Annotated in this window: 23 protein-coding genes; 17 read left to right on the top strand and 6 right to left on the bottom strand. The window is 68.9% G+C overall.

What is annotated here, in order from left to right:
* Positions 1-12: 12 nt before the first annotated feature.
* Positions 13-1,878 carry a site-specific integrase gene (locus EOE66_RS19835; RefSeq protein ID WP_128230467.1) on the bottom strand — a complete coding sequence of 622 codons (1,866 nt, stop codon included), beginning with the start codon at positions 1,876-1,878 and terminating at the stop codon, positions 13-15.
* A gap of 298 nt (positions 1,879-2,176) precedes the next feature.
* Here EOE66_RS19835 and EOE66_RS19830 point away from each other — a divergent pair, with 298 nt between their 5' ends.
* The 7 genes from EOE66_RS19830 to EOE66_RS19800 all read left to right on the top strand — a co-directional run bounded on the left by EOE66_RS19830 (position 2,177) and on the right by EOE66_RS19800 (position 7,628).
* The gene (locus EOE66_RS19830; protein ID WP_128230466.1) at positions 2,177-2,497 is read left to right on the top strand and encodes a YbjQ family protein; all 321 of its coding nucleotides are present in this window, start codon (positions 2,177-2,179) and stop codon (positions 2,495-2,497) included.
* Positions 2,498-2,510: 13 nt separating this feature from the next.
* Positions 2,511-2,975, top strand: coding sequence for a YbjQ family protein (locus EOE66_RS19825; protein WP_128230465.1), 465 nt, complete (start codon positions 2,511-2,513; stop codon positions 2,973-2,975).
* Between the two features lie 16 nt (positions 2,976-2,991).
* Positions 2,992-3,846, top strand: a complete 855-nt coding sequence (locus EOE66_RS19820) for a M48 family metallopeptidase (protein ID WP_128230464.1) — start codon at positions 2,992-2,994, stop codon at positions 3,844-3,846.
* Between the two features lie 132 nt (positions 3,847-3,978).
* The gene (locus tag EOE66_RS19815) at positions 3,979-5,712 is read left to right on the top strand and encodes an AMP-binding protein (protein ID WP_128230463.1); all 1,734 of its coding nucleotides are present in this window, start codon (positions 3,979-3,981) and stop codon (positions 5,710-5,712) included.
* Between the two features lie 6 nt (positions 5,713-5,718).
* Positions 5,719-6,624, top strand: coding sequence for a bile acid:sodium symporter family protein (locus EOE66_RS19810; RefSeq protein WP_128230462.1), 906 nt, complete (start codon positions 5,719-5,721; stop codon positions 6,622-6,624).
* A 117-nt stretch (positions 6,625-6,741) separates the two neighbouring features.
* Entirely contained in the window at positions 6,742-7,419 is a 678-nt protein-coding gene (locus EOE66_RS19805; RefSeq protein ID WP_128230461.1) for a hypothetical protein, read from the top strand.
* Entirely contained in the window at positions 7,419-7,628 is a 210-nt protein-coding gene (locus tag EOE66_RS19800) for a hypothetical protein (RefSeq protein WP_128230460.1), read from the top strand. Before EOE66_RS19805 ends, EOE66_RS19800 begins: the two co-directional genes overlap by 1 nt.
* A 39-nt stretch (positions 7,629-7,667) precedes the next feature.
* Here EOE66_RS19800 and EOE66_RS19795 read toward each other — a convergent pair whose 3' ends face one another.
* Positions 7,668-8,009, bottom strand: coding sequence for a nuclear transport factor 2 family protein (locus tag EOE66_RS19795; protein ID WP_128230459.1), 342 nt, complete (start codon positions 8,007-8,009; stop codon positions 7,668-7,670).
* 301 nt (positions 8,010-8,310) lie between these two features.
* Between EOE66_RS19795 and EOE66_RS19790 the strand changes: the two genes are divergently transcribed.
* From EOE66_RS19790 to EOE66_RS19780, 3 genes are read left to right on the top strand one after another with little or no spacing between them, the layout of a single operon-like run.
* Entirely contained in the window at positions 8,311-8,763 is a 453-nt protein-coding gene (locus EOE66_RS19790; protein ID WP_205702759.1) for a DoxX family protein, read from the top strand.
* A gap of 58 nt (positions 8,764-8,821) precedes the next feature.
* Complete coding sequence (locus EOE66_RS19785; protein ID WP_128230458.1) at positions 8,822-9,334, top strand: DoxX family protein; 513 nt, start codon at positions 8,822-8,824, stop codon at positions 9,332-9,334.
* Positions 9,335-9,361: 27 nt separating this feature from the next.
* Positions 9,362-11,056, top strand: a complete 1,695-nt coding sequence (locus tag EOE66_RS19780) for an alpha-amylase family glycosyl hydrolase (RefSeq protein WP_128230457.1) — start codon at positions 9,362-9,364, stop codon at positions 11,054-11,056.
* 721 nt (positions 11,057-11,777) lie between these two features.
* On the opposite strand, the gene EOE66_RS19775 is transcribed toward EOE66_RS19780, so the two are convergent.
* Both EOE66_RS19775 and EOE66_RS19770 read right to left on the bottom strand, forming a co-directional pair.
* Positions 11,778-12,068 carry a hypothetical protein gene (locus EOE66_RS19775; RefSeq protein ID WP_128230456.1) on the bottom strand — a complete coding sequence of 97 codons (291 nt, stop codon included), beginning with the start codon at positions 12,066-12,068 and terminating at the stop codon, positions 11,778-11,780.
* 10 nt (positions 12,069-12,078) lie between these two features.
* A complete protein-coding gene (locus EOE66_RS19770) occupies positions 12,079-12,738 on the bottom strand; it encodes a flagellar hook assembly protein FlgD (protein WP_164885192.1) in 660 nt (219 codons plus the stop codon).
* 167 nt (positions 12,739-12,905) lie between these two features.
* Between EOE66_RS19770 and EOE66_RS19765 the strand changes: the two genes are divergently transcribed.
* Positions 12,906-13,877, top strand: a complete 972-nt coding sequence (locus EOE66_RS19765; RefSeq protein ID WP_128230454.1) for an alpha/beta hydrolase — start codon at positions 12,906-12,908, stop codon at positions 13,875-13,877.
* Between the two features lies 1 nt (position 13,878).
* Here the strand turns inward: EOE66_RS19765 and EOE66_RS19760 are convergent, their stop codons facing one another.
* Positions 13,879-14,484, bottom strand: a complete 606-nt coding sequence (locus EOE66_RS19760) for an NAD(P)H-dependent oxidoreductase (RefSeq protein WP_128230453.1) — start codon at positions 14,482-14,484, stop codon at positions 13,879-13,881.
* Positions 14,485-14,541: 57 nt separating this feature from the next.
* Positions 14,542-14,949 (bottom strand): MerR family transcriptional regulator, encoded by a 408-nt coding sequence (locus EOE66_RS21875; RefSeq protein WP_164885191.1) that lies wholly within the window; start codon positions 14,947-14,949, stop codon positions 14,542-14,544.
* 247 nt (positions 14,950-15,196) lie between these two features.
* Between EOE66_RS21875 and EOE66_RS19750 the strand changes: the two genes are divergently transcribed.
* From EOE66_RS19750 to EOE66_RS19725, 6 genes are all read left to right on the top strand, one after another.
* On the top strand, positions 15,197-18,136 hold the full coding sequence (locus tag EOE66_RS19750) for a TonB-dependent receptor plug domain-containing protein (RefSeq protein ID WP_164885190.1): 2,940 nt from the start codon (positions 15,197-15,199) through the stop codon (positions 18,134-18,136).
* A gap of 74 nt (positions 18,137-18,210) precedes the next feature.
* Complete coding sequence (locus tag EOE66_RS19745; protein WP_128230451.1) at positions 18,211-18,561, top strand: nuclear transport factor 2 family protein; 351 nt, start codon at positions 18,211-18,213, stop codon at positions 18,559-18,561.
* Positions 18,562-18,670: 109 nt separating this feature from the next.
* Positions 18,671-18,913, top strand: coding sequence for a hypothetical protein (locus tag EOE66_RS19740; protein ID WP_128230450.1), 243 nt, complete (start codon positions 18,671-18,673; stop codon positions 18,911-18,913).
* On the top strand, positions 18,910-19,422 hold the full coding sequence (locus tag EOE66_RS19735; protein ID WP_128230449.1) for a hypothetical protein: 513 nt from the start codon (positions 18,910-18,912) through the stop codon (positions 19,420-19,422). Before EOE66_RS19740 ends, EOE66_RS19735 begins: the two co-directional genes overlap by 4 nt.
* Before the next feature lie 240 nt (positions 19,423-19,662).
* Positions 19,663-20,394 carry a winged helix-turn-helix domain-containing protein gene (locus EOE66_RS19730; protein ID WP_128230448.1) on the top strand — a complete coding sequence of 244 codons (732 nt, stop codon included), beginning with the start codon at positions 19,663-19,665 and terminating at the stop codon, positions 20,392-20,394.
* Between the two features lie 148 nt (positions 20,395-20,542).
* Positions 20,543-21,157 (top strand): response regulator transcription factor, encoded by a 615-nt coding sequence (locus EOE66_RS19725; protein WP_128230447.1) that lies wholly within the window; start codon positions 20,543-20,545, stop codon positions 21,155-21,157.
* Positions 21,158-21,173: the final 16 nt, after the last annotated feature.

The following is a 21,173-nucleotide window of genomic DNA, read 5'->3' as shown; positions in this document are numbered from 1 at the left end:
TGAGGCCTGGCTTCACCCCTTGGCTGGCCCGAAGGCCGCTTGCACCGCACGGTGCCGCCGGCCCTTCTCGGCACGCACGTAGATCGAGGTGGTGGCCAGGCTCTCGTGGCCCAGGTTGGCCTGCAGCACGTCTTGCGGCACGCCCTGGGCGGCGGCGTGCGAGCCGTAGGTGTGGCGCAGCCAGTGCGTGGAGGCCGCCGCGATACGTTCGGCCGAGCGCCGGTCTTGCGTGGCGATGGCGGCCGCACAGCGCTCGAAGGCCGTCACCAGCACCTCGTAGATGCGGGCCGGTGTCAGCGGCGCTTCCTGCGCCAGGTGGGCGATCAGCGGGGTGGCCGAGGCATTGTCGAAGGGCTCGGGCGGCAGGCCCCGCGCCTTCAGGTACAGGCGCAGCGCGTGCATGGCAGCGTCGGGCAGGGGCACTTCGCGCCACTTGTTGCGCTTGCCCAGCACCATGATCGACCACGCCCACTCGCCGTCGTCGAGCTGCTCTTGGCGCAGCCAGCCCAGTTCGGCGGCGGCCAGTTCCGACAGGCGCATGCCGGTCATGTAGGCGAAATCGAGCATGAAGCGCAGGCGGTGCAGGGCAGGGGAGGGCGCCTGCGCCAACTGCTCTGCCAGCCAGCCCTGCACCAGGGCCCACTGCTTCTGCGACAGCGCGCGCAACTGCGGCATCGAGGGCGCATCCGCGCGCTGCGGAACGTCGTCCCAAGGGTTGCTGTCGAGGTAGTGGCGGCGCACCAGCCACTCGCAGAGCGAGCGCACGATGGTCAGCGCCGCCGCCTGCGAGCCCGGCGCCAGCGGGCCTTCGAAAGGCCGCCAGGCTTCAGACCAGCGCTGGGCGTTGCGCGGCCCCATCCACTCCGGCCCTGGGTTGGCCAGGAAATCGCGATAGGCCACGCAATCGTCGCCGTCCAGCGAAGACAGCGCCTTGCGCCTGTGCATCACAGCCCACAGCAGGAATCGTTCGCCTTCCTTGCGGTAGGCGCGCCAGGTGTGGCTGCCGGGCAGGCGCAACCGCAGCCAGGCCTGCAGCGCCTCATGGTCGTTGGCGGCGGCGATCTTGCAGCGCGCCAGTGGTGCCCGGTTCAGGCCGTGCGAGCCGTCGCGTTCGGCCGGGGGAATGAAGCGTTCCAGCGGCACGATGCCCACACGGGGCAAAGGCGTGAGCGCCCGCGTGTCCACCTGGCTCAGCGGCGCCAGGGCCGGGGAGGGCAGGGCTCCGAGCGTGGCCTCGTGCTCGCGCAGCCAGCGCACGATGCGGGCTGCGCCTTCCGGCCCCAGGCGCGGGATGCCGCGCTGCCAGTGGAAGCCCTTGCTGCGCACCCAGACCATCAAGTCCTGCAGCCGCCGGATGCCCACGGCGGCCAGGCGCTGCGCCACCTTGTCGTCCAGCCAGGCGTCGACGGCGTCGTCCGGTGCCGGGGCGCGCGCGACCAGACGTTCCAGCCATTGCAGCGCCTCCACCAGGCGCTGGCGCAGGCGCTGCTTGCGGCGGGCCGCGCTGCGGGCGTCGGCCTGGCCGTGTTCGGCCTGGTACAGCGCGATGAGCTCGGCTTCGGTGTAGTAGTCGGCCGGCTGCTGCGCGGCGAACTCCGCCAGCGTGGGGGCTGCCCGTGCGCTGTCCACCATCGCAGCGGGGTCACGGCGCAGCAGCGCTGCCAGCTCAGGCCGCCCGTGGGCACGCGCCAGGGCCCTCAGTTCGTCCAGCAGGCGCTGCAGTTCGCCGCGGGCCCGCCGGCCGTCGCCCACGCCATCGACATAGAGGTAGCGGTCCCAAGCGGCCACGAGATCCAGCCCTTCGGCCCAGCAGCGCACGAAGGCCAACTGGGGCGGGCCCAGGCGGCGCGGCGCGGCAGTGGAACGCGGTTTGGGCATCGGCGTGGACGGTTCGGCTGGGGCCGGTTGCGGCAAGTGCTTGTCAGGCTTGAACTTCTGCGTAGTGTGCCGCACACGGCCGCCGATTGTTGGCCATTTTTACCTACCTTGGTAATATGGATTATCAAGGTATATGTATGTGCGAAGGCCGATCAGGGCAGGGTGGCCACCCCGGTGGCGCCCAGCCGGCGGCGTGCGCTCCCGTGCCCAAGGGGGTGGATGTGGGGCCTGCCGCACGGTGAGCGCCGGGGCGCGGCATCATCCGGCGCACAACACAGCACACAGGGAGTCTTTGCGCATGCTGGTCAGCAATCTCGAAACCGCCCCCGGTCATCGCGTCACCGCGCACCTGGGCATCGCCCAGGGCAGCACGGTGCGCGCCAAGCACGCCGGCAAGGACATCTTGGCCGGCCTGAAGAACATCGTCGGCGGCGAACTTAAGGCCTACACCGACCTGATGCAGGAAGCCCGTGCCGAGGCCGTGGCGCGCATGACCGACGAAGCCCGGGCCTTGGGCGCCAACGCCGTGCTCAACGTGCGCTTCGTCACCACCAGCATCACGGCCGGTGCGGCGGAGATCCTCGCTTACGGTTCGGCCGTCACGGTCGAGCCCGTTTGAGCGCGCCACAGGCATGGACGCCGGCTTCTGGCTCGAGACCTTCAACCTGTGGCTGCTGCTGGGCCTGCTGCTGCTGGGCTACGGCGCCGGCCGCTGGCAAGAGCGGCGGCACTACCGCAGCCTGCGCCAGCGCGAAGAGGCGTTGCGCCACATCGTGGCCCTGAACACGCGCTACATCCCCGACGGCGTGGCGGCCACGGGCGCGGTGCTGGTCAGCGGGGGCGTGGTCATTTCCTCCGACTACTTCAAGACCTTCGTCGCCGGCTTCCGCGCCTTCTTCGGCGGGCGCTTCCGCGGCTACGAAACCTTGCTGGAGCGCGCCCGGCGCGAGGCTCTGCTGCGCCTGAAAGCCGAGGCCCAGGCCGCGGGCACCACGCTCGTGATCGGGGTGCGTTTCGAGAGCACCGCCATCGCCGGCTCGGCCACGCCCTCGGTGGAGGTGATGGCCTTCGGCACCGCGCTGCACCGCGCGCCCTGAAGCCGCCCGCTCGCGCATGACCCCGCCGCCGCCCCGGCTGGAGAACCGGCTGCCGCCGGAAGACCTGCTCGAGCGCGACGAACATCCGCTGCGCGAATTGGCCTGGCTGCTGGCAGCCAGCCTTTTTGCCTTGGCAGTGCTGGTGCTGGCCGCCGGCGTGGTGGCACGTTGGCTCGCACCGCACCTGCCCTTCCGGCATGAGGTGGCGCTGGCCGAACGCCTGTTCGACGAGGCCGCCCCTGCCGACCCCCAGGCCCGCGCCCGGCACGCGGCCCTGCAGGCCCTGGCCGACCGCGTGGCCGCCCGCATGGCCTTGCCCGCAGGCATGCAGGTGCGGGTGACCGACGACCCGTCGAACTTCGTCAACGCCTACGCCACGCTGGGCGGTCGCATCCGCGTCTTCCACGGCCTGCTGCGCAAGCTGGACAGTGAAGAAGCGCTGGCGGCCCTGCTGGCGCACGAGATCGCGCACGTGAAGCACCGGCACGTCGCCGCCAGCATGGGCCACGGCCTGGCGGTGGCGCTGGTGCTCTCGGTGGTGGCGCCCGAGGGTGCCGCGCAGGCGGCGCAGGGCCTGCTGGGCGGTGCCGCGCAACTGGCCCTGCTGGGCTATTCGCGCGACAACGAAAGGCTCGCCGACGAAGAGGCCCTGGCCGTCAGCATGGCCTTGTACGGGCACGCGGGCGGCATGGCGCAATTGTTCCGGGTGCTGCCGCAGGCCGATGCCCCGGCTGGCACGGCCTGGTTGCGCAGCCACCCCGACACCGCCGAACGCCTGGCGCGCGTGCGTGCCTCCGGGTCTCTAGCGCCTGCCCCGGCAGCCTTGACGCCGCTGCCAGCGGCCCTGCGCGAGCTGCCGCCTGAACGCTGAGCCGGCCGCGCCCACCGCGGCCGCTCACGCGGGCCGCCACTTGTGCGCTGACCGCTCAAGTTTCAGGGGCAAATGACTTCGGTATGGTGCGCGCCCCAAGGTCTGCCTTGGACGCCCTCAGCCCGGAACCCCATGGACGCTCTCAACCCCTACCACCTCCGGCCCTGGGTGGGTCAGTACGGCAGCCACATCAGCGCCGAACTGCCCACGCCGGCGCACCCCAGCCTCGCCGCCATGGCGAGCGCGGCCTGCACGCGTTTTGCAGCCCAGACCGCCTTCACCACCGTCATGCCCAACGGCATGTACGGCAGCCTGAGCTACGGGCAGGTGCAGGAAAAGAGCGATCACTTCGCGCGCTACCTCCGCCAGGTGCTGGGCCTGGCCGCCGGCGACCGCGTGGCGATCCAGATGCCCAACTGCCTGAGCTACCCGGTGGTGCTGCTGGGCGTGCTGAAGGCCGGCTGCGTGGCGGTGAACACCAACCCGCTGTACACCGCCAGCGAGATGGCGCACCAGTTCAAGGACAGCGGCGCCAAGGTGGTGGTCGTCGTCGACATGTTCGCCGACAAGCTGGAGCAGGCCCTGCCCGGCACCGACGTGAAACACGTCGTCATCACCCGCGTGCCCGAGTTCTTTCCGGCCCTGGTGGGCGGCATCGTGCATGCGGTGATGAAGTACTGGAACGAGCTGGTGCCCCGCCACGGCGTGCAGGCCACGGCACTGCCAGCGGCGCTGACGCAGGGGGCGGCGGCCGGCGGCGAGGTGGCCAGCTACAGCCAGGGCCTGAAGCACGACAGCCTGGCGCTGCTGCAGTACACCGGCGGCACCACCGGCGTGGCCAAGGGCGCCATGCTCACGCACGGCAACCTGCTCTGGAACATGGCGCAGATGCGCGCCATGTGCGCAAGCCACATCGACGAAGGCCAGGAGGTGGTGCTCACGGCGCTGCCGCTTTATCACATCTTCGCCTTCACGGTGAACTTCCTGTGCATGTTCGAGGCCGGCGCGCGCAACATCCTGGTGCCCAGCCCGCGGCCCATCCAGAACCTGCAGCGTGCCATCGAGAACTACAAGATCACCTGGATCACCGGCGTGAACACGCTCTACAACGCCTTGCTGGGCGAAGAATGGTTCACCGCCTTCCCGCCCAAGCACCTGAAGGCGGCCGGGGGCGGTGGCGCAGCCATGCACCACGCGGTGGTAGAGCGCTTCGAGCAGGTGACGGGCGCGCCGCTGGTCGAAGGCTACGGCCTCACCGAAAGCTCGCCCGTGGTCTGCTTCCAGCCGCTGAACGCGCAGCGCCAGAAAGACACCATCGGCGTTCCCGCACCCATGACCGATGTGGGCCTGGTCGATGACCACGGCCAGCCGGTGGCCGTGGGTCAGCCCGGAGAACTGGTGGTGCGCGGCCCGCAGGTCATGCAGGGCTACTGGCAGCGGCCCGAGGCCAGCGCCGAGGTGCTGAAGGACGGCTGGCTCTACACCGGCGACGTGGCGGTGATGGACGCCCACGGCACCTTCAAGATCGTCGACCGCAAGAAGGACATGATTCTGGTCAGCGGCTTCAACGTCTACCCGAACGAGATCGAAGACGCGCTCTCGCGCCACGACGGCGTGCTGGAGGCCGCCGTCATCGGCGTGCCCGACGACAAGACCGGCGAGGCCGTGCGCGCCTATGTGGTGAAGCGCGACGAGAGCCTCACCGCCGAGGCGCTGCAGGCCCACTGCCGCACGCTGCTGACGGGCTACAAGCTGCCCGCGCGCATCGAGTTCCGCGACGAACTGCCCAAGACCCCGGTGGGCAAGATCCTGCGCCGCGACCTGCGTGCCGAGGTTCTGGCCGCGCACAAGAAGACCAAGGGCTGAACGAGCATGCTTTCCGACTTCGAAACCAAGCTGCTGAGCGTGATGATGATCTTCATCATGCTGGGCATGGGCGCCAGCCTCACCTTCAAGGATTTCGTGCTGGCCCTGCGCAAGCCGGCCGGTGTGGGCATCGGCCTGGTGACCACCTATGTGCTCACACCGCTGGTCGGCGTGACCCTGGCCACCGTGCTGCAGCTGCCCCCCGCCTACGCGGTGGGCCTGATCCTGATGGCCTGCCTGCCCGGCGGCACCACCAGCAACATCTTCAACTACTTCAGCAAGGGCGTGCTGAGCCTGTCCATCCTGATGACGGTGGTGAGCACGCTGTTCGCGGTGCTGCTGGTGCCGCTGACGCTGGGCCTGCTCACGGCCAACATCGAGGGCGAATGGCGCGTGCCCCCGGCCAACGTGGCCCAGGTGCTGTTCGTGCTGCTGGTGCCCACCGTCATCGGCATGCTGCTGCGCAAGTGGAACGCCAACGTGGGCGCCGTCATCGAGATGCTGGGTGGCTTGCTGGGTGTGGTGGTGATCGTGTTCCTCATCGCCACCTGGGTGCCGCGCAACCACCAGCTGCTGGCCACCACGCCGTGGCAGGTGTACGTGGGCTCCATCGGCCTGGGGCTGTGCGGCTTCCTGGTGGGCTATGTCTTCGCACGCCTGGTGAAGCAGGACGGGCGCCGCGCGCGCACCATCGCGCTGGAAACCGGCATCCAGAACGGGCCGCTGGGCGTGCTGATCGTGCTGCTCACCTTCACGGGCACGCAGCAGCAGGAAGTGCTGCTGATCCCGGTGCTGTACTCGCTGTTCATCGTGCTGACCTCGGCGGCCGTGACGGTCTGGTTCCGCCGCATCACCACGCGCGAGGAACTGGCGCGCGACGCGGCCAAGATCGGTGCGCTCGCACGGGGCTGAGGCCACAGCTGCCCCAAGGTGAAGTGGCGCGCCGCGGGACGCGCCTGTGGAATGGGCGTCGGGTACGCCGGGCAGCCTGCCCGTGCGACCCCATCCCAGGCTCGCAGGATCTCCCGCATGACCACACCCGGAGTTTCGACGCGGTCAGACGCACCCCTTGGTGCGCTGGCTGCGGTGGTGCCCTCCGCATGGCGGGCCGTGATCGCGCTTTCAGCCGCTGGGCTCGTGCGCGCAGCCTGCGTCTGGAGCCTGTGCATGCTTTTGCAGGGCTGCGGCAGCGTGAGCTTGCTGCCGCAGCTTCCGCCCGAACTGGCGGCCGCGCAGCCGCTGGAGGTCAGCGGGCGGCATGGCTGGCGGGCGGACCGCCGGCCGCTGAGCTTCGGCGCGTATGCGACTTCGCCACGCCAGAACCAGCAGCAGACAGTGCGCCAGGGCTGCGCAGCCGGCTGCCAGGCTTTCAATCTGAGCCAGTTCGGCGCCAGCGTCGCGACGCGCCTGGAGACTGCCCAAAGCCATCTTCGCTTCACGCAGAACGGACCGTATGCGGCGCCCCTGGCCGTGCAGGCCTTCCAGACCCGCGACAACGCAGCGCGCGACTGGGCCTGGTCGGCATTCGGTGTGCGTATCTCGGGCAGCGAAGGCACACGCACCGAGCACCCGCTGGCTGGCACGCTGACACCACTGCAAGGCATGCTGCAGGCTGGCGCTTCCTGGTCAGCCGCCACGAAGGCGGCAAGGTCCAGATCGGCTGGGCCGAGAGCGAGGCCGGAAGGCGCATCGAGCTCGCTTCGTTGATGGCGCAGGCACCTGGCCCCACGCCCGCGCTGGCCGGGCTGCGCCTGCCGGTCGGCTTCGTGTTGTACAGCGATGGGCAAGCGCTGGCCGCGCTGAGCTTGTTCGGCGCCGGGCAGGGGAGGGTCTGGATGAACCCGCAGGCCGAACCCGACCTGCGCCAGGCCGCCGCCGCGTTGCTCAGCGTGCTGCTGCTGCGAGACGGTGCGTGATCACGCCAAGCCTGCTGCCTCCGCTTCGCTGCATGAAGTTCACGCTTCCCAGTGGAAGACCTTGGCAATGACTCTCCACTCGCCGTCCACATGGATGAGCGTCAGCAGATCGACGAAGGACTTCGGCCGGATCGAGCAGCGCAGCGTGGCCTGAAGTGCGCTTCCATGCGAAAGGATCAGGAGTTCGGTGGTGCCGCGGATCAGCTCGCTCTCCTGTTCTGGGGCCGCGCCTTCGCGCGTGGTCTGGATGTGGACGTCAGGCGTGGGCAGTTCCTTGAGTTTCAGAGAAGGGTGGATGGGTGCTGCTTGAGCAGGCCGGCAGCCCGCGGAACAAGATCGGCCACGACAGTGCCTGGCTCTTGCCCGGGTGGGCCGATCCATCGCGACCGTTCTCGTTGCTGTACCCCGCTGACAGCCACAAGCCCCTGCGCGTGCGCGTGCTGATCAACGACCTCGTGGCCCGTTTGTCGACACTCTGAGTGAGAGCTCTGCCCGCTTGCTGCGGCGGGGCCAGCACCTTAGGGCAAAGGCGCCTTCGACGCTGGCGATCCCCGCCACGCGTCCGCAGAATCTGCGTTCGCGTGCCGCGCCAAAGCGCCTGCGCACATCCACCGGCATGCCCCAGGGGGCGTGCCCGAACACGGCGCCCGCCTCTGGGCGCTGTGGCTCCGCGAACAGACCGATGCTTCAGAACCTGCTTCCGCCGCCGCCCAAGGGCGAGACCGACTCTCTGCGTGCCTGGGCGGTGCTGCGGGTGTGTCTGGCCCTGCTGATTGCCGCGCACGGCTGGGCGCGCTGGTGGGCCGGTGGTGTGTCGCCCTTCGGCGCCTTCCTGCAAAGCCAGGGCCTGCCGGCCGGATGGGTGCTGGCCACCGCCGTCACCGCGCTGGAGATCCTGGGCTCGGTGGCGCTGGCGCTGGGCTGGGGGGTGCGCCCCTTGTGCCTGGCCTTTGCGCTGGTCTACGGCACCGGCATCGCCCTGGTGCACGCGGCCCACGGGTGGTTTGTCGTCGGCCTGGGCCGCAACGGTTCCGAGTACTCGGTGCTGCTCATCGTCTGCCTGCTGCTGGTGGCGTGGCAATCGCCCGCTCGGGCCTCAGCCTCCGCTGCGTCTCCTCCAGATCAGCCCGACTGACGCGATCGCGATCCTTCCAGAGGCACATGGTGCCTCGACGTTCCCGCACAACGTCTCCATGACCACCCCCCTCTTGCTCGTGCTTCTGTTGACAGCGCCATGGTGCATGGCTGCGCTGCTTGCGCGCGTTCGTGGCAGATCCAGCGTCCCCGCTGCCGCTGGACGTTGGGGTCTCGTGCTCGCCTTTCTGTTCACAGCTTCTGGTCATTTCCTGATGACCGAGGCCATGGCCCTGATGCTGCCTGCATGGGTGCCGGGCCGCGTGCCCCTGGTGCTGGCAACGGGCGTCCTGGAGATTGCCATCGCGCTGGGTTTCCTCTGGCCCCACACCCAGCGATGGGCAGCCTGGACCGCGTTGGTGGTGCTGGTGGCGTTCTTCCCTGCGAATGTCTATGCCGCCTGGAAGGAAGTGCCGGTGGGCGGTCATGCCTGGGGCCTGGTTTACCTGTGGCTGCGAACACCGCTTCAGCTGCTGCTGGTCGCGTGGACCTGGCACTTCGGTCTCGGGCGTTCTCTCGCTGGACCACTGATGAAGCGCAGCCGCGACCACGATCGGGCCGTGCGCCTTTGACTTTCCTTTCGAACCTCTTTGCACCCAATGACGTCCTCCTCCCCCGCCACCACCGAAACTCGGCCGCCGTCGAGCGTTGCCACGCGCACGCCCTGGTGGCGCGGCGCCGTGATCTACCAGGTCTATCCCCGCTCCTTTGCCGACAGCAACGCGGACGGCATAGGCGATCTGCGCGGCCTGAGCGACCGTCTGGAATACATCGCCGGCCTGGGGGTGGATGGCCTCTGGATCTGCCCTTTCTTCCCCAGCCCGATGCGGGACTTCGGCTACGACGTGAGCGACCACCGCGGGGTCGACCCTCGCTTCGGCTCGCTCGCGGATTTCGACGCCCTCCTGGCACGGGCGCACGCCCTGGGGCTCCGCGTCCTCATCGACCAGGTGTGGAGCCACACGGCGCTGGAGCATCCCTGGTTCGCCGAGAGCCGAAGCAGCCGCGACAACGAGAAGGCCGATTGGTACGTCTGGGCGGATGCGCAGGAAGACGGCCGGCCGCCCAACAACTGGCAAAGCTGGATGGGCGGCCCCGCCTGGACCTGGGACCCGCGGCGCCGGCAGTACTACCTGCACAACTTCCTGCCGGAGATGCCGGACCTCAACTTCCACTGTGAAGCAGTCCAGGAGGCCATCCTCGCGATCGCTCGCTTCTGGCTGGACCGGGGCGTGGACGGGTTCCGGCTCGACACCGCCAACCTCTATTTCCACGACCCGCAGTTGCGCGACAACCCGCCGTTGCCGGAGCCGCTGCGCGGCGAATCGCCGGTGCTGATGCAGCGCCATCTGCACAACGCCGATCAGCCGCAGACGCTCGGTTTCCTGCGGCGTCTGCGTAGCTTGATGGACGGCATGGGTGGTGGCGATGGGGCGTCGCAGCGCATGGCCGTCGGCGAGATCGGCGGTTTCGATGGCACGCAGCGCATGATCGAATACACCGAGGGACAGGATCTGCTGCACACGGCCTACGCCTTCGGCTTCCTCGGTGCGCGCCCCAGCGCGGCGCAGGTGAAGGCACAGCTGGATCCCTGGGCTCCGGTTTCCGGGTGGCCGAGTTGGGCGTTCTCCAACCACGACAGCGCTCGCGTCGCCACCCGCTGGGGGCTGGGTGCCAACGCCAGCTTTGCTTTCGGGGGCGCCAGTGGCGAGGCCGATGGCAACGCCGCCAGTCCCATCACGTGGATGGCCTTGCTGCTGGCGTTGCGCGGTAGCGTGTTCCTGTACCAAGGCGAAGAGCTGGGCTTGCCGCAAAGCAAGTTGCGTCGCGAGGACCTGCAGGACCCCTTTGGCATCGCCCACTGGCCCTTGAGCGAGGGACGCGATGGCTGCCGAACGCCGATGCCCTGGCGGGCCGACGCGCCGAACGCCGGATTCAGCACCGCTCTTCCCTGGCTGCCTTGCGATCCTGCCCACCGTGCCCTGGCCGTGGACCTCCAGCAATCCGACCCGGACTCGATGCTGAACGCGACACGCGCGCTCATCGCGCTGCGGCGCGCGTCGCCTGCGCTTCGCTGGGGCGATCTCGAGCTTGTGCACGCTCAGGGGCCGGCTCTTCTGATACGCCGTCACTGGCAGGCCGAAGAAGTCTGGGCGGCCTTCAACCTGTCAGGTCAGGCCTTGGACCTGCCGGTGGTCGGGTCTGTGCCTGCACAACCCCGCTGGACGCACGGCGGTGCGCAGCGTTGCGATGCCGCGCTGCACTTGCCGCCCGGTGCGGTGTGGATCGCATGATGGTCTGCTGAGCCGACAGCCGAAACATTCTGGGCCGGCGGCCACCTGCCGTCGCGCGCCGTTCAGCTCCAACGTCAGACCCACACGAAAGGAGTTCAATCGTGATTCGCAGCCGTCGCCTCTCGGACAAAAGGGCACGCCGATTTCACCTCTGCTTCATGGCGGCAATTTCACTTGCCCTCAGTGCTTGTGGTGGAGGAGATCCCAGTGACCCACCCGAAGTCACTGTGTACAAAGCGACGGCATCTCTTCAATGCGGCCCCAATCTCACCACGCAGGAAAACCTCAACTCCACGGTCGCAGCGCTGCGGGCAGCCGGAGCTACGGTCAACACGGCCGCGTGTGGCAACACCGGGAACCCTTCGCCGGCAATTTGCGGCATCTCGAACGGAGATGTTTGGATCGTTTCAGTTCCAGAGCAGTCGCTCGGCGTAGCCCAATCTCAGGGCTTTGACCGTGCCATCGGCCTTCCAAATCTGAAGGCGATGGCATGCCGTCCGGCTGGGCCCTAGGCCTTTGCTGAACTGCCGGGCCTGCTACGGCGATCAGCCTTGGGCCGGTTCGGCCGTGGTCGGCTGCGGGCCTGTCTCGACGGCGCCGTCCCAGGCGACCCTGACGCAGATGCTGGTCACCGTGAGCGGCTTCGCCAGCCGCAGCCGCCCACGGCGTCACTACCGGGTCTGTGGCCATGGCGATGCGAATGCATGGGCGTTGGCCTGCATCAAGCCGCCCGCTGGTGGGCCTTGTCTCGCTGATAACGCAATTCGACGAAACGAGAAGTGAGCAGAGTGAAGTGGAGTCCGAGTTGGCGCAAGGCTTCGCCAGCACGGTCTTCCACCTCCTGCGCCGACAACGGGCCGCTGATGACGAATTCACCCGGCGGCAAGGCGCACCGCTGGCCGTTCAGCTGCACGTGCGTGCTGAAGCCCTCGGCTTGCAGGCGGCGGCAAACGCCCATGAAGCCGCTGGGCGTCCATGGCTCCACTTCCACCCGGATCAGAAAGTCGGCCATGTCGCGGGCGCTAGAAGCGCCACACCGCCGACATCGGCAGGTCCATGCCGTTGTCCAGCATGAGCAGGCCGCCGGCCGACTTGGCAAAGGACACCGCTGCAACGTTGGCGCGGGTCAGGGTCGTCGCGGGCACGTCCTTCTTGTTCGCAGTGGCCACGACGCGGAAACGAAACTCTCCCTCGGTGGGCTTGCGAGAGGTTCTCCAGTTGAAGTCGTGCATGCCCTTGTCTTTCGTGCCCAGGCTGAAGCTGTCGACCACGCGGCTGTTCTTGTCCAGCACTTCCACGATCACGTTGCTGGCGCGGCCCTCGAGGGAGAAAGTGCCCGAGGCCTTGCCGTTCTTCACGCTCAGTTCGTTGGTCTGCATCACGACGCTCTTGCCGATCATCGACGAGGCGGTGAAGGCCTCTGATCGCAGCTGGCTTGCGGTCAGCGCCTGGATGCTCTGGTTGAGCTGGTTGATGCCGGTGACGGTGTTGATCTGCGCCACCTGGCTGGTGACCTGCGCGTTGTCCAGCGGGTTCAGCGGGTCTTGGTTCTGCATCTGCACGCTGAGCAGGCGCATGAAACGCTGCGCGTCTTCGCTCACGCTGCCGGCCACGGGCTGGCGGCGGTTGAGGCTCTCGAAGGTGGCAGCCGTGCTGCCCTTGGTTTTGTCGACGCTGGACATGGGGGCCTCGGTGCGGTGAAGGGCTGGTTCGGGCTTGAGCATCACCAACACGCCCGGGTTTGGCGACTGCACCAAGGGGCAAGGTCGGCGCGCTCCGGTTGTCGATACTCGCCGGCCGTGCTTCGGGGTCTGTGCAGGGCCCCTTCTCCACCCAGACAAACCCATCGATGAAGAAGTCACACGCCTCGACCGCCCTCCTGTGTCTCCTGGCCCTCTGTGCCACCTGGGCCTCTGCCGCCAGCGACACCAGCAAGCCTGCGCCTGATCGGCCGCCTGCTGCTGCCGGGCAGCGTGGCCAGGGCCAGCCTTACGAATTGCCCAACACCGAGGTGTTCGATGTGGCCGACCCCGTGTCGGGGCGCCGCTATCAGGTGTTTGTAGGTCTGCCGCGGTCTTACCACCAGGAGGTCGGGCGACGTTATCCCGTGCTCTACGTGACCGATCCCGACTACGCCTTTCCCATCATCCGCCAGCTGGCCCGGCGCCTGAACTGCGACGGCCCGAAGCTGCAGGATTTCATCCTTGTGGGCCTGTCGTACGCGGTGGGCGAAGACGCCATGGGCAGCCGCCGCCGCGACTACACGCCCACGGCCAAAGGTGCGCACGATGCACCCCCGGGCAGCGTCCATGGCGGCAGTGCGCAGTACCGGGCCTACCTGCAGTCGGCTGTGTTCCCTTTCGTGGCTGGGCGTTACCGCACGAACGAGAGCCGCCGTCTTTTCCTGGGGCATTCGTACGGCGGCCTGTTGGGGCTGGACATCCTCTTCAACGCACCCGAGATGTTCGCTGGCTACATCGTCGGCAGCCCATCCATCTGGTACGACCAGCACGTGATCGAACAGGCCGAGAAGCGCCACGCCAAGGCCCGCCGCGACCTGCCTGCGGCGGTCTTCATGTACGTCGGCGCGTACGAGGACATGAAGCCGGGTGATCCGCGGTATGCCAAGCGCTACAACATGGTCTCGGACGCCCGCCGCATGAAGCAGTCGCTGCAGTCGCGGGCCTACCCCTCGCTGCGCCTGGAGCTGGCCATCCTGAACGACGAGGACCACCTGAGCGTCGCACCCCGCGGCTTCACCCAGGGGTTGAAGTTCCTGCTGGCCGAGCCGGCGGAACAACCCGCGCGAGCCAGGCGCTGATTCAGGCCCGGCGCACGAGGCGCCTGCCGGCCTGCTCGCCGCGCTGGCGGGCATCGGCCAGCCAGCGCTCGATGCGCTGGGGCGGCGCTGAGCGCACCGCCCCGTAGCTGGCGATGCGCACCGGCTTGAAGCCGCAGAACTCCAGCACGGTGCGGCGCATCTGCCAGTGGCCCGGCATGCGGTCGAACCAGCGGTAGTACCAGGGCGGCGCGTCCATCGTCACCAGCAGTTCGGCCGAGCGGCCCTGCAGCAGGCGGTCCCAGAGTGCCGAGCCCGAGCGGTACCGGTATGCGAAGCCCGACACGAAGACACGGTCGAGGAAGCCTTTCAGCAGCGCCGTCATGGTGCCCCACCACACCGGGTACACCCAGGCCACATGGCGCGCGGCCAGGATCGCCTGCTGCGCTTGGTGAAGATCGGGTTCAAGGGCTTGATCGCCCGCACGGGCGCTGCGCAGCACGGGGTCGAAACGCAGCAGCCCGAGGTCCATGCGGGTGACCTGCGCACCGGCGGCGCGGGCGACCTCGGCGTAGGCCTCGGCCAGTGCGGCACACAGGCTGTCGGGACGGGGGTGGCCCAGCACCACGAGCAGTTGTCGGTCTTCCATTGCGAAAACAGGAGAGGTGAACAAGCCACCACTGTCGGCCTGCCCCGCGGGTCAAAGTCAAGCCCCGCTGCCGCGCTCTGCCGGTTGCTGCATGCAGGCGGCCAGTGGTCGGGCCGCCTGGACACGGTCGCACGCGCGCAGTTCTGCCGCCACGGCCGCCAGATCGCGCTCCAGGGCCTGCAGCCGCTGGCGCTCGACCGCCAGCGCGGCCAGGCGCCGCTGCACGAGAGCCGCGAGCCGCGCCAAGTCCAGCGTGCCGTCGCCGCTGCGCGCGGCGGCGAGTTCACGCAGGCCGAAGCCGAAACCCTGCGCACGCCTGACCAGCCGCACCGAGTCCACGTGCGCGGCGTCGAAGGTGCGGTAGCGGCCGCGGCGGGGCACGGGGCCCAGCAGTCCCAGTCTTTCGTAGTGGCGAATGGCCTTAGGCGTGGTGCCCACCAGATCGGCGAGGGAGCGGATCAACATCGGTTCAAGGCCGTCGAAGCAAGCTCGCAGCATCGGCAGCAGGCCAGGCCCGGGCCACAGCACCAATGGGCAGCGGGCCGGTCTGCAGCGGGTGGGCCGCCGGTCGGCCCTGCCCTTTTGTGCAGGCCCCTTCGGTATCGCCGATGGCCATACTGAAAACATCCAAAACAGCGGCAGCTGCGCGGTGCCGATTTCGTTCCGGGCACAGCGAGAAGGTTGCCGTGCTTCCAACGAGGACATCGGGATCTTGAAAACGCACCGCCTGAATGCGCTGAGCGCAGCGCTCTTTCTGAGCTTCGGCTTCAGCGCCGCCACCCACGCGCAGACGCCTGCGGCCACCGCGGCCGATGCCCCCCAGCGCATCACCGTCACCGGCTCGAACATCAAGCGCATCTCGAAGGAAGGCACCTCGCCCATCGAGACGCTGGGCGCGAAGGAAATCGCCGAGAGCGGTGCGAAGACCGTGCAGGAACTGATGAAGCAGCTGCCGTCCATCGGCGCCGACGGCTTCAACGACACGCCCACGCAGAACGGCTTCTCGCGCAGCGTGGCCACGGCCTCCTTGCGTTCGCTGGGCTCCACCTCCACGCTGATCCTGCTCAACGGCCGGCGCATGACACCGGCGGCCTATGCCAACCCGAACAACGGCACGTCGACGCTGTACGACCTCAACGCCATTCCGATCTCGGCGCTGGAGCGGGTGGAGATCTTCAAGGACGGCGCCTCGGCGGTCTACGGCTCCGACGCCATCGGCGGCGTCATCAACTTCATCACCAAGAACGATTACCAGGGTCTCCAGGCCTCCCTGCGCGTCGGCTTCAACGACGACCGCGAGTTCCGCAAGGACACCGTCACGCTCACGGCCGGCTTCGGCAACTACGCCAGCGACGGCTACAACGTGCTGATCAGCGCCGACCTCACCAAGCGCGGCGCCACGTCCATGCGTGAGGGCTCCAACGACATCCAGGCCGACGACTACCGCGCCATCAACCTGCGCCTGAACCCCTTCTTCAGCAGCTTCTCCGCGCTGCCCTTCTTCACCAAGGAAGCCGCCCCGGGCAACCGGTCCTTCCCGCAGAACACGCCCACCTCGCGGGTTGTCAACGTCACGGCCGGTTGCGACCCGTCGCAACTCATCACCGGCAGCGCCGTGTATGGCGTCACCACCCTGCCGCTGCTCGGGCGCACCTTCTGCAACTTCGACGGCGACGCCTACACCGACGTGCAGAGCAAGGGCAGCGATGCCAACGTCATCTCGCGCGCCAGCCTGAAGCTCACGGCCGAGGCCATGGCCTTTGCGGAACTGGCCATCGGCCGCAGCGAGCGAACCATCCGCGGCGCGCCGCGCGCCATCAGTGGTCTGAACCCCACGCGCAACTTCCTGCTCGGCGGCGAGGCGCCCAGCTTCCAGGCCATCCTGGAAGTGGGCCACCCCGACAACCCCTTCAACAACGATGCGCAGCCTGGCCGCGCGGCGGTGGGCATCCGCTTCGGCAGCCTGCCTGCGGGTAACACCGAAAGCGACATCCGCCAGTACCGCGCGCTGGTCGGTGCACGCGGCAGCTGGCGCGACAGCGTGGATTGGGAAACCGCGGTGCTCTGGAACCGCACCGAGCGCGAGACCCGCGAGTTCGGTTTCCTCTACCTGCCGGTGCTGCGTCAGATGCTGGGCGCACCGGGGCCGAACAGCGGCCGCTCGCTGGCCTCCATCAACGCCGACCCGCAGCTCTCGGTGCCCTTGAAGAACGTGGCCTACGCCGAGATCGCGCAGGTCGACGCCAAGCTCTCCACCGAGTTCGGCAAGCTGCCGGGCGGTGCGGTGGGCTTTGCGGCAGGCATCGAACTGCGCCAGGAAAAGATCGACATCGACACCGACCCGAACATCGCCGCGGGTAACGTGCTGGGCCTGTCCAACACCTCGGTGGCCGGCAGCCGCAACGTGCGCTCGGCCTTCTTCGAGTTCCGCACGCCTTTCACCAAGTCCTTCGAGATGGACTTCGCGGGGCGCTTCGACAAGTACCCCACGCTGAAGACCAACTTCGTGCCGAAGATCGGCGCGAAATGGACGGTGAACGACGTGCTGGCCCTGCGCGGCACCTTCTCCAAGGGCTTCCGCGCACCGGCGGTTTCGCAGGTGAGCCCGGGCGGTGCGCAGTTCTTCGTCAACGGGCTGCGCGACCCGTTGCGCTGCGAGGAAGACGGCGTCACTCCCAAGCCGGGGGCCGCCGCATCCGACTGCGCCAAGAGCGTCTCTGGCGTGGGCACGGCCAACCCCGACCTGCGGCCCGAGAAGTCGCACAGCGCTTCGGTGGGCTTCATCTTCTCGCCCGTTCGCGGCTTCGATGTGCTGGTGGATGTCTACAAGATCCGCAAGATCGGCGAGGTGGCGCTCGGCTCCGCGCAGTCGGTCATCGACAACCCCAATCGTTACCCGCCCACGGCCCTGACCCGCGACACCAACCCCGCGCTGCTCCTCAACGGCGTGCCCGGCACCGGGCCGCTGCTGGCGGTGAGCCTGCCCTGGACCAACCAGGGCAGCACCGAAGTGGCGGGCGTCGATTTCGAGCTGCGTGGTTCGTTCACCGCCGAAGAGATCCGCTTCGGACCCTACCTGCGCGGCTCCTACGCCCTCACCTACCGGCGTGAAGAGCAGCCGGGCTACAAGACCTTCAACGTCGTGGGCACCAACGGTGGCATTGCAGACTGGGCCACCTCCGTGGGCGACATCCCGCGCATGAAGCTGCGCACCGGTGTGTCGATGAGCAAGGGCGCGCATGCGGTGAGCACGGCGGTGAACTACGTGGGCGGTGTGTCGTACAAACGCGAGTACGACGGCAGCCAGCAACCGCCCCGCGTGTATTCGGGCACCACCTGCCACTACGGCGGCCCGGCCAATGACACCCTCACCGGCCGCAACGTGCTGGGCGCGGCACCCACCGCCACCAACGGGCGCGACCTGTACATCAACCGCTACCCTGACTGCAAGATGTCCGACTGGGTCACCGTCGACCTGAACTACACCTACACCGGCATCAAGAACCTGAGCCTGTCGTTCAACATCGCCAACCTGGCCGACGAGGCCGCGCCCTACGCGCCGAACGCCACCGTCTCGCAGGGTTACAACAGCGGTCTGCACAACAACACCGGGCGGTATTTCTCGATCTCGGCGAGCTACCAGTTCAAGTGAGGGGTGGGGCGGGGTGCAGCCCGCGGGCTGCCCGCCGCACCGCCCCCCAGCAGCCGCCGACCCGGAACCCAGCCATGGACTTCACCCAGCGTTTTCTCGCTTTCCTCGACGCCTACGCCCGCAAGGACCTCGCGTTCATCACCGCCATGCTCGCGCCCGAGGTGCGCGTGTGCGACTGGAACCTGGCGCTGCAAGGCCACGCGGCCGCCGTGGCCTTCATGCGGCACAACTTCGAGCAGGCCGGCAGCCTGCAGATCGAGGTGCTGCACCTGCACACCAGCGAGAACGCCGTGGCGGGCGAGGTGCGCATCGTGGTCGACGGGCACATCGAGCTCTTCGTCGTGGACGTGATGGTGTTCGACAGCGAAGGCCGCGTGCGGGCGCTGCGCTCGTACAAGGGCGTCGACCCCGGCCAGCCCGCCTGAGCCCCGGGCCTGGCGCAAGCGCAGGCGCAGGCTGCCCCATCGTGCTGTAGCCGCCGCCAGGCTCGCCGGCTGCAATGCAGGCTTCCCGACAGCCTGAGGCACCTTTCCCATGAGCCGAACCACGGCCTTCCTGAGCGGTTGCGCGGCCAGCGCTGCGGCCATTGCCGCCATCGTCCTGCTGACCGGCGCCAAGGGCCCGCCGCCCAAGTTCGACGAGATCGACGTCGGGCGTATCAACATCCGCGAGCCCGACGGGACGCTGCGCATGGTCACGCCTGAAGGACAGCCCAGCATCCGCATGCTCAACGACAAGGGCGAGACCGCCAAGGTCATCGACCTCTCCTCGAAATGAAGGCGCCGAACCTCGAGGGAGCGTTGCGTCCGGCTCAGCCGGGGCGCAGGCGCCTGCTGCGCTGGGCGGCCGTTGGCGCGGCACTGGCCGGCACGGCCGGACTGGCAGGTTGCGCCAACAGCCAGGCTTCGATCGCCACGCGGCGCGCGCTGCTGCGGCATGCCTCCTTCCGCGGCATCGAGGCCAAGCTGATGGTGGGCAAGACCATCGACGAGGCGATCGCCAAGTACGGCCGTGCGGAGCGGGTGGTCAGCATCTCGGCAGACGACAAGCGCATCTACAAGGACGTGCCCATGGCCGGCAAGGACCTGTATGCGTTCGAGCGCGATCGCAGCGACTACACGCTGGACTTGCCCAGGGGCACCGAAGTTGCGCAGTCTTCGGCCGGGCCCGTGCAGGTCACCCGCTACGAGCGGGTGAACCGCACCACCATCTGCACGCTGGGCTTCATCGTGGACCCGGCCACCCGTCGCATCCTGGCCTACGACATCAGCGGCTCCTGCATCTGACGGCGCGGCCCGGCCGGGCTGCCTCTTGGTGCAGTGGTCGCAGCCGCGGGGGCTGCCTAGCATGCACTGCACGCAAACGCCGTTTCGCCACCTGCCTTGAACCTGGCCCTCGCCCCGCTTGACGAAGCTCCGCTGCCCCGCTCACCGGGGCTGCGGTTGCCGGACGCGCGCCCCGCTGCGGCCCCTGTGCGGCCGCTGCTGCCGGTGCTGGGCCAGGTGGACGCTGCCTGCGGCCAAATTGTGCAAGCGGCCCGCCTGGCGGGTTTGCAGCCCGTGATGTGCGTGCACCCCGAGCAGGCGCTGGAGCGTGCGCGCGCCGCACGGGCCGAGATGGTGCTGGTGCAGGAAGCCGCGCTGCAGAGCGACGCGGCCGCCACTCTGGCCTTGTTGCGCACGGCGGGGCCGTTGCGCGTGGTGCTGGTGGGGCCCGAGTTCGGCAGCTTCAACCACGGCCGCGCGTTGCGCCTGGGTTACGACGAGGTGTGGCCGGCCGACACCCCCGTGGCGCTGCTGGCGCTGATGCTGGGCAAGGCGCACGGGCGGGCGCCGGCCCAGGTGTCGCTGGCCACGCTGGCCTTGGCTGCGGTGGCGCCTTCGGCGGGCCCCCCGCCGACCGCGCGCACGCCCACCGCAGCGCCGGCCGCACCGCCCGCGCCGCCGCGCCTGCAGGTCGACTTGCGCACCGGCAGCTGCCGCTGGGGTGGCCAGGTGGTGCAGCTCACACGCGGCAGCGCGGCCCTGCTGCAGGGGCTGCAGCGTGCGCACCCCCAGGGTGTCACGCGCGCGCAGCTCGCGCAGGTGCTGATCGAGCTCTCAGGCAGCCAGGCCGCCGGCCTGTGCCCGGAGGGCCGGCAGCGCCGCGTCGACACCCAGGTCTCCCGGCTGCGGGCCGAATTGGCCGCCGGCGGGCTGGGTGCGCTGCGCATCGCGAGTGTGCGCTTCATGGGTTACCGCCTGGTGTTGCCGCCCTGACTTAGCGTCGCCCGCCGCGGCCACCTGCCCTTGCGGGCAGGTGTGACGACAGCACCACGCCGGGCTTGCCCCGTTGGCGCTGCACGTGGGTACAGTGGCCGGTTGCGCCGGCCTGACGCCGCGCCTTGAACGTTCGAGGCCCCCTGGGATGAAGTTGCTGCTCGTTGATGACCACCCGCTGTACGGCGTGGGTTTTGCGCACGCGCTGGGCGCGGTCGAACCCGGCATGCGGGTGCTGAACGCTTCTTCGCTGGAAGAAGGCCTGGCGCTCGCCGTCGCGCACCCTGACCTCGATGCCGTGCTGGTGGACTACCACCTCGGTGCGCTCAACGGCATCGAGGGCCTGCGCCGCTTCGGCCAGCAGCACCCGCAGGTGGCGCGTGTGCTGATCTCGGGTGACAACACGCCCTCGCTGATGGCCGCAGCCCGCGCTGCGGGGGCCAGCGGCTTTCTCAGCAAGTCGCAGACGCTGGCCGAGATGCGCGCGGCCCTGCGTGTGGTGGCCGACGGCGGGCTGGCCTTCGGCTTGCTGCCGCGCAGCGCGCTGCCCGAGGTGCAGGAGGGCGCAGCACCCCAGCCCACCGTGCGCCAGCTGGAGGTGCTGGCCCTGCTGGCGCACGGGCAGCCCAACAAGCGCATCGCTTCCATGCTGGGCATCGCCGAGCGCACCGTGAAGCTGCACATCACGGCCCTGCTCGCGCTCATGGGTGCGCGCAACCGCACGCAGCTGGTGGTGGTGGCGCGCGAACGCGGCCTGGTCTGAACCCCAGGTCGGCGCA

Origin of the sequence: Rubrivivax rivuli, assembly GCF_004016505.1 — a bacterium.
Taxonomy (GTDB): domain Bacteria; phylum Pseudomonadota; class Gammaproteobacteria; order Burkholderiales; family Burkholderiaceae_C; genus Rubrivivax; species Rubrivivax rivuli.
Note: the sequence above shows the minus strand (reverse complement) of the source record. Positions and strands in the feature narration are given on the sequence as shown.

Excerpts from the sequence above, each read along its gene's own strand:
- EOE66_RS19765 (WP_128230454.1), top strand. The coding sequence starts at position 12,906 with ATGAAGAAGTCACACGCCTCGACCGCCCTCCTGTGTCTCCTGGCCCTC.
- EOE66_RS19805 (WP_128230461.1), top strand. The coding sequence starts at position 6,742 with ATGACCACACCCGGAGTTTCGACGCGGTCAGACGCACCCCTTGGTGCG.
- EOE66_RS21875 (WP_164885191.1), bottom strand. The coding sequence starts at position 14,949 with ATGTTGATCCGCTCCCTCGCCGATCTGGTGGGCACCACGCCTAAGGCC.
- EOE66_RS19740 (WP_128230450.1), top strand. The coding sequence starts at position 18,671 with ATGAGCCGAACCACGGCCTTCCTGAGCGGTTGCGCGGCCAGCGCTGCG.
- EOE66_RS19770 (WP_164885192.1), bottom strand. The coding sequence starts at position 12,738 with ATGTCCAGCGTCGACAAAACCAAGGGCAGCACGGCTGCCACCTTCGAG.
- EOE66_RS19825 (WP_128230465.1), top strand. The coding sequence starts at position 2,511 with ATGGACGCCGGCTTCTGGCTCGAGACCTTCAACCTGTGGCTGCTGCTG.
- EOE66_RS19785 (WP_128230458.1), top strand. The coding sequence starts at position 8,822 with ATGACCACCCCCCTCTTGCTCGTGCTTCTGTTGACAGCGCCATGGTGC.
- EOE66_RS19800 (WP_128230460.1), top strand. The coding sequence starts at position 7,419 with ATGGCGCAGGCACCTGGCCCCACGCCCGCGCTGGCCGGGCTGCGCCTG.
- EOE66_RS19795 (WP_128230459.1), bottom strand. The coding sequence starts at position 8,009 with ATGGATCGGCCCACCCGGGCAAGAGCCAGGCACTGTCGTGGCCGATCT.
- EOE66_RS19725 (WP_128230447.1), top strand. The coding sequence starts at position 20,543 with ATGAAGTTGCTGCTCGTTGATGACCACCCGCTGTACGGCGTGGGTTTT.
- EOE66_RS19820 (WP_128230464.1), top strand. The coding sequence starts at position 2,992 with ATGACCCCGCCGCCGCCCCGGCTGGAGAACCGGCTGCCGCCGGAAGAC.
- EOE66_RS19815 (WP_128230463.1), top strand. The coding sequence starts at position 3,979 with ATGGACGCTCTCAACCCCTACCACCTCCGGCCCTGGGTGGGTCAGTAC.
- EOE66_RS19780 (WP_128230457.1), top strand. The coding sequence starts at position 9,362 with ATGACGTCCTCCTCCCCCGCCACCACCGAAACTCGGCCGCCGTCGAGC.
- EOE66_RS19745 (WP_128230451.1), top strand. The coding sequence starts at position 18,211 with ATGGACTTCACCCAGCGTTTTCTCGCTTTCCTCGACGCCTACGCCCGC.
- EOE66_RS19810 (WP_128230462.1), top strand. The coding sequence starts at position 5,719 with ATGCTTTCCGACTTCGAAACCAAGCTGCTGAGCGTGATGATGATCTTC.
- EOE66_RS19775 (WP_128230456.1), bottom strand. The coding sequence starts at position 12,068 with ATGGCCGACTTTCTGATCCGGGTGGAAGTGGAGCCATGGACGCCCAGC.
- EOE66_RS19760 (WP_128230453.1), bottom strand. The coding sequence starts at position 14,484 with ATGGAAGACCGACAACTGCTCGTGGTGCTGGGCCACCCCCGTCCCGAC.
- EOE66_RS19830 (WP_128230466.1), top strand. The coding sequence starts at position 2,177 with ATGCTGGTCAGCAATCTCGAAACCGCCCCCGGTCATCGCGTCACCGCG.
- EOE66_RS19835 (WP_128230467.1), bottom strand. The coding sequence starts at position 1,878 with ATGCCCAAACCGCGTTCCACTGCCGCGCCGCGCCGCCTGGGCCCGCCC.
- EOE66_RS19790 (WP_205702759.1), top strand. The coding sequence starts at position 8,311 with ATGCTTCAGAACCTGCTTCCGCCGCCGCCCAAGGGCGAGACCGACTCT.
- EOE66_RS19735 (WP_128230449.1), top strand. The coding sequence starts at position 18,910 with ATGAAGGCGCCGAACCTCGAGGGAGCGTTGCGTCCGGCTCAGCCGGGG.